This window comes from Methylobacterium sp. B1, from assembly GCF_000333255.1.
Taxonomy (GTDB): Bacteria; Pseudomonadota; Alphaproteobacteria; order Rhizobiales; family Beijerinckiaceae; genus Methylobacterium; species Methylobacterium fujisawaense.
Genome location: NZ_BACT01000555.1, coordinates 1 through 6288, shown reverse-complemented (window position 1 = coordinate 6288; position 6288 = coordinate 1). Strand labels below are relative to the sequence as shown.

3 protein-coding genes and 2 pseudogenes are annotated in these 6288 nt (G+C 74.4%); all 5 read right to left on the bottom strand.

The genetic code is table 11. From position 1 onward, the window contains the following. Window positions 1-162: 162 nt before the first annotated feature. Window positions 163-1218: pseudogene (cheB, locus tag I53_RS16355) on the bottom strand (chemotaxis-specific protein-glutamate methyltransferase CheB); the annotation flags it as partial. After that, the gene (locus I53_RS16350; RefSeq protein ID WP_043352545.1) at window positions 1215-3455 is read right to left on the bottom strand and encodes a response regulator; all 2241 of its coding nucleotides are present in this window, start codon (window positions 3453-3455) and stop codon (window positions 1215-1217) included. The pseudogene cheB and the gene I53_RS16350, both read right to left, overlap by 4 nt. A gap of 13 nt (window positions 3456-3468) precedes the next feature. After that, window positions 3469-5142, bottom strand: coding sequence for a methyl-accepting chemotaxis protein (locus I53_RS16345; protein ID WP_043352544.1), 1674 nt, complete (start codon window positions 5140-5142; stop codon window positions 3469-3471). 37 nt (window positions 5143-5179) lie between these two features. Further along, window positions 5180-5752 carry a chemotaxis protein CheW gene (locus I53_RS16340; protein ID WP_043352543.1) on the bottom strand — a complete coding sequence of 191 codons (573 nt, stop codon included), beginning with the start codon at window positions 5750-5752 and terminating at the stop codon, window positions 5180-5182. Beyond that, window positions 5752-6288: pseudogene (locus tag I53_RS16335) on the bottom strand (tetratricopeptide repeat protein); the annotation flags it as partial. The gene I53_RS16340 and the pseudogene I53_RS16335, both read right to left, overlap by 1 nt.

The following is a 6288-nucleotide window of genomic DNA, read 5'->3' as shown; positions in this document are numbered from 1 at the left end:
TTGAGGTGTCGAAGGGCGTCTTCGGCGAGGCCGCAGCGCTCCACGGCGAATCCATGCGCCTCCAGGAGGCAGACGCAGCTCCAGGGCCTGCGTCTCCGAATCCTCGACGAGCAGGATCCGGGCCGGCACCTCAACCGTGCCGGCCTCGATCACGGCCGAGCCCCCCCCGTCAACGAGGCGCAGGACGTGGTCGGCGATTCGGTCGAGGGGGAGAACGGCCCGGGCGGCCCCGAGCCGTACAGCCGCCGCCGGCATGCCGTAGACGACCGCGGTGCTCTCATGCTCGGCGACGGTCTGGGCGCCGGCCTTCTGCATGTCGGCGAGACCGATGGCTCCGTCCTCGCCCATGCCGGTGAGCAGCACGCCGATGCCGGAGGCTCCGGATTGCCGGGCCATGGACCGGAACAGCACGGTCGCGGCGGGGCGCTGGCCCGAGACCGGCGCGGAATCGATCACCCGCAGGATCCGGCCGGAGCCGATCTCCAGGTGGCGGTCGCCCGGGGCCACGTAGACGCGGCCGGCTTCGGCCCGCTCCCCGTCCCGGGCCAGCGCCACCGGCAGGGTCACGACGCTGTCGAGCCAGCTGGCGAACCCGTCCATGAAGGCCGCCCCCATGTGCTGGACCACCAGCACCGGCAGCGGGAAATCCTGGGGCAGGGCGCCGATCACCCGCGCCAGCGCCGGGGGTCCGCCCGTCGAGGCGGCGATGCCCAGGAGGCTCGGGGCCTGCCCGGTCAGCTCGGCCGGCGGCGCGTGGGGCGCGGCGACGGCACGGCCCGCCCATTCGGTGCCGATCGGGCGGCGGCGGATGACCGGAACCTGGGCCATGATCCGCAGCTGCGTGCAGATCTCGCCGGCCACGCCCTCATAGCCGGCATGGGTCGTGGCCACCGGCTTCTCGACCACCGACAGGGCCCCGGCCCGCAGCGCGTTCATGGAGATGCGCAGCGAGGAATCCTCGACCGAATCCGCCACGACGACGATCGGTGTCGGGTGCTCGGCCATGATCCGGCGGGTCGTCTCGAGGCCGTCGATGCCCGGAAGGCGGATATCCATCGAGATCACGTCCGGCCGCACGGTCCGGAGCTTGTCGAGGGCCTCCTCGCCGGAGGCGACCGCGGCCACGAGTTCGAGGCGGGGATCGCGGGAGACGATGTGGCGCAGCAGCTCGCGCACCACGAGGCTGTCCTCCACGAGCATCACACGGACGGGGGTCATAGGAGCTGCCCGATCGTATCCAGCAACTGGCGCTGGTCGAACTTCTGCTTGGTGAGGTAGGCGTCGGCGCCGAGATCCAGGCCCCGGGCGACGTCGGCGGCATCCCCGCGGGAGGTCATCAGGATCGTCGGAAGCCGGGCGAAGCGCTCGTCGGCCCGGAGGGCCTTGAGCAGGCCGAACCCGTCGAGCCGTGGCATCTCCACGTCGGCGAGGACCAGGTCCACGGGCTCGATCTCGGCGCGCAGCCGTTCGAGGGCATCCTGCCCGTCGACGCAAACGACCACACGGTAGCCGGCGGCTTCCAAGATGCCCTTCTCCAAGGTCCGGGTGGTGATCGAATCGTCGACGACCAGAATCGTCGCGCGGGCGGAAGCGCGCGGCGACACGGGAGTCGTCGAACGTTGAGCCGGCCCCATCGTTCCGAGCGACCCGCCCGACGCCCCGGCCAGGGCGCGGACCGCGATCCCCTCGGGATCGAGGACCAGGACCGGCACGTCCCCGTGCAGGACCGCCGTGCCGGCGATCAGGCCCGGATCGGCCCCGAAGGCGGGCGCGGGCAGGACCAGGAACGGACGGACGTCGTGCAGACGATCGACCGAAAGGGCCAGACGGCCGCCGCGGGTCCGCAGCACCACGGCGGTCAGCATGCCGGGATCGGCGGGATCGGCCGACTGTCCGAGGATCGCGGCGAGGTCCGTGACCGGGTGGCTCGTCGCCGCATCCCCCTCACCGAGCCGCAGGATCGTCCGTCCCATCGCGACCGGGAGTTCGCCGCGCTTGAGGCGCAGGAGGCGCTCCACGGCGCCCCCCGGCAGCGCGTAGCTGCGCCCGGCCGCCTCGACCAGCAGCAGGCTGCGCCGGGCCGCCGAGAGCGGCAGGCTGAAGATCAGGGCGGTGCCGGCCGGATCGCGCGGCTCCAGGCGGACGCTGCCCATGAGCTGGCGGGCGGCGTCCGCGGCGACCGAGAGGCCGTAGCCGCGCCCCGACAGGGTATCGACCGCCTCGGCGGTGGAGAAGCCGGGCTCGAAGACGAGGCGCAGCAGGGTCTCCGGGTCGGCGGCGGCCGCGGGACCGAGGAGGCCGCGGGCCCGGGCCGCCGCCTCGATCCGGGCGAGGTCCGGCCCGGGCCCATCGTCGAAGACGGTGACCTGAAGGCGGGAGCCCTGCACTGCGACCGCGAGCCCGAGGCCCAGGGCCTCCGGCTTGCCGGCCGCGCGCCGCACCTCCGGCGCCTCCCAGCCGTGGCTGAGGGCGTTGCGGAGGGCGTGGAGCAGCGGATCCTTCAGGGCCTGCAGCGTGCCACGCTCCACCGGCAGGTCGAGGCCCCGCAGGTCGATATCGACCTCGCGGCCCTGCTCCCGGGCCGTCTCGCGCAGCGACCGGGCCAGCGGCGCCAGCACGGTCTCGGCCGGCACCAGGGCGAGGCGCTCGGCGGCGGCCCGGACGCGGGTCGCCGCCCCCTCGACCGCGCTGGTCGCGGAAGCTTGGCGCCGCGACAGATCCGCGGCCTCCCGGGCGAAAGCGTCGGCGCGGGCCGCGAAGGCGCGCCATTCGGGCCGCTCCGCGCCGGCCCCGGCGGCGATGGTCTCCGCGCCGAGGCGCAGGTCGCGGGCGAGGCGGGCGAGGCGGGCGAGGCCGTCGGCTGCGGGCGCTTGGCCCGCCAGGGTGCTGGCCAGATCGTGGCTCGCCCGGGCCAGCGCCTCGACGGCGTCCGCCGGCACCCGCAGGATGGCGGCGGAGGCTTCGGCCGGCTCGGGGGCCGGCTTCGGCGCAGGCGCGGCCGGTGACGGGGTCGGTGACGGGGCCGATGGCATGGCGGGCGGGCTCGGGGCCGGAGCCGAGGCCGGGCCGGGCGGCGGCGCTTCCCCGGGCAGATCGAGGAGGCGCCCGAGCGCCGCCAGGGCGTCGGGCGGCATCTCCGGGCCGGCCCCGTCCGTGAGGCCGGCGACGTAGGACTCGATCCGGTCGAGGACGAGGTGGACGGCGTTGGCCGCCTCGCGGTCGAGGGCGGTGGCGCCGGTGCGCACGCCCTCGAACAGGGTCTCGAGGCGGTGGGCGACCGCCTCGACCGCGGGGAGGTCGACGGCGCGCGCCGCCCCCTTCAGGCTGTGGGCCCGGCGGAAGACGTCGTTCCAATCCGGCGTGGCGCTGCCGAGCGCCCCGCGGATCGCCGTGACGTGCTCCCGATGCTCCACATCGAAGGCGGCGAGCAGGAGCTTGCGGATGTCCTCGGCCAAGGGGCGCGCCGCCTCAGTTCCGGTAGCGTTCGGCGAGGGCCATGAGGGCCTGGGCGAGTTCGGTGAGGTTGGCGGAGGCGGCCTCGACCTGCCGGGTGCCGGCCGCGGTCTGCTGGCTGGCCTGGCGGATGTTCTGGAGCGCGCCCATCACCTGCTCGATGCCGAGCTGCTGCTGGTTGGTCGAGGCGACGATCTGCTGGAAGGTCTGGACGTTCTCCTCCACCCGGGCAGTGATCTCCTCGATGGTCCGCTGCGTCGTGTCCGAGCGCGTCTTGCCGGCGGCGGCGCGCTTGACCGCCTCCTCGGTGAGCATCACCGAGGTGTTGATGCCCCGCTGGATCTCGCCCAGGATCCCCCGCACCTGGCCGGTGGCCGCCTTGGCCTGATCGGCCAGGAGCTTCATCTCGGAAGCGACCACCGCGAAGCTGCGCCCGCTCTCGCCGGCCGCCGCCGCCTCGATGGCGGCATTGAGCGCCAGCAGGTGCGTGCGCTCCGAGATGTCGTTGACCGTCTCGATGATGTCGCCGATCGTCTGGGTCTTCTCCGACAGGCTGACGATGTTGCCGGCCACCGCCTCCGCCTGCTCGCGGATCGCCTCCATGGCCTTGGCGGTGTCGGAGACGGCGCGCAGGCCCTGGCGGGAGGTCTGCGCGGTCGCCTGGGCGGTGGCGATCACCTCGGTGGCCCGCTTGCTGATCTGCGCGCCCGAATGGGTGATCTCGTCGACCGTGGCCGCCGTCTCCTGCACCGCCGCGAATTGCTGCTCCACCGAGGCCGCCTGCTCCTGCGCCGAGGCGCGGATCTCCGCCGCCGCCGCGTTGAGATCCGCCGTCGCCGCCCGGTTGGTCCGCGCCAGATCCGACAGACCCGCAACCATCGCGTTGAGACGCGCGGAGAGCTGACCGATCTCGTCGCGGCCGCCCGCCGTCAGCTGGCCGGACAGGTCGCCCTCGCCGACGCGGGCGACGAAGGCCATGACCGATTCGAGGGGGCGCACCACCGCACGGCTGATCAGCCACGTGATCAGGAGCGCCAGCAGCACCGAAGCGGCCAGGGTCAGGTAGATCGAGAGGCGCGAGCGCTCGTAGACCGCCTGCGCGGCGCGCTGGCCCAGGGCCATGCTGCCGTCGAGTTGCGACCGGAGGTTCTTGATCCCGTCGAGGAAGGGCGCCTGCAGGCGGCTGATCTCCGCGTTGCGGGCCTCGACCGCCGCGACATCCTGCTGGGCGATGGCGGCGAACTGCGCTTCGCCCTGGGCCTTGACCTCGCGGAAGAAGCCCTGGACCGTGTTCGCCGCGGCGGCGATGCGGTCCCAGGCCGCGATGCGCTCGGCGGAAATGCCCTGCGCCCGGTACTCGCCGGCGAGCTGGATCGTCGTGGCGAGCCGGTTCTCCACCTGGGCCGCGGTCTGGCGCCAGGCCGTGAGGGTCTCGCCGGTCTGGGCCGGGCGGCCCTGAGCCTGCATCAGCATCCCGATCACGGCGGTGCGGCGCAGGAGGCCGAGATCGCGCGCCTCGTTCCCGAGATCGTCGAGCTGGCGCAGGACCGTCATGTCCCGCCGGACGATCGCGTCGGTCGTGTCGCGCACCGCTCCGATCTGCTCAAGGGCGTAGAGCCCGAGCGCCACCACCACGGCGGTGATGGCGAAGAAGCCGAGAAGGATGCGTTTTCCGATCGAGAGCGACACGGGCGGGGAGGGCTCCGGTTGGGGCAGGCGGCCCGTTTCAGGGCAGGGCGCGGCGCAGGAGACGGGGGAGGTCGATGACGACGAAGTCGGGGCGGCCGTCGCCGACCGCTCCGGAGGCGGAGCCCGGCGCATAGACCGAAGCGGCCTCGTTGCCCAAGCCGTCGGGATCGACGGCGGCCTCGCCGGAGGCGGCGACCCGGGCGATGCCGAGCACGCGGTCCACCGCGAGGGCGAGGGGCTGCGGATGGGGCCCGCGCAGCACGATCAGATGACCCTCCGACCCCGCATCCGATGCCGCGTCGGGCCGGCCGAGAGCCCGGGCGAGGCTGAGGACCCCGACGATCCGCCCGGACAGTGCGATGAGGCCGTCCAGCGCCGGCACCGCGCCGGGCATCGGCGTGCAGGGGCGTGACGGGAGGACCTGCGCGACGGCTGCCAGGGGCAGGCCATAACGCTCGCTGCCGCAGGCGCAGACGAGCTGGTCGATGTCCAGGCCGGCGGCCGCCGCGACCGCGCCGCGGCGGGCGAGGGCGACCGCGCGCTCGGCGCGCAGATCCCGCTCCGGCCGCGTCCGCGGCCGGGCCTCCTGCGCACTCGGGCGTGCCCCCATCAGGACCTCCTGCTGTCGGTGACGCCGAGCGCGGCGCGGGCCGCGGCCGCACTGGCCGCGATCTCGCCGGCGGAAGCGCCGTCGCCCTCGGGCAGCGCCGTGTCCGGGCCGAGGGCTTGACTCAAGGCGACGGCATTGTCGAGGGCGCGAACGGCCTCGTGCGGGCGCTGCAGCGCGATCAGCAGCAGGCCGAGGTGATAGTGCGCCATCACGAAGCCCCGGTCGAGGTAGAGCGCGGCCCGAAGCGCCCGCTCGGCCTCGGCGTCGCGCCCGAGGGTATGGGCCAGCAGCCCCTCGTAGAAGCGCAGGGCCGTGTCGGTGGGATCTCGATCCAGCGCGGTCCGCAGGGCCCGCCAGGCCGCGCCGGTCTCCCCGGCATCGGCGAGCGTGCGGATGCGGTCGAGCCCTCCCGCCTCCTCCTCGGCCGACCAAGCGTCCGGGGGGGCCGTCTCGGCGGAGATCGTATCGGCGGAGATCGTCCCGGCTGCGGCATCGGCAGCCGGGTTCGGGGCGGGATCGGCAGCGGCGTCGACGGC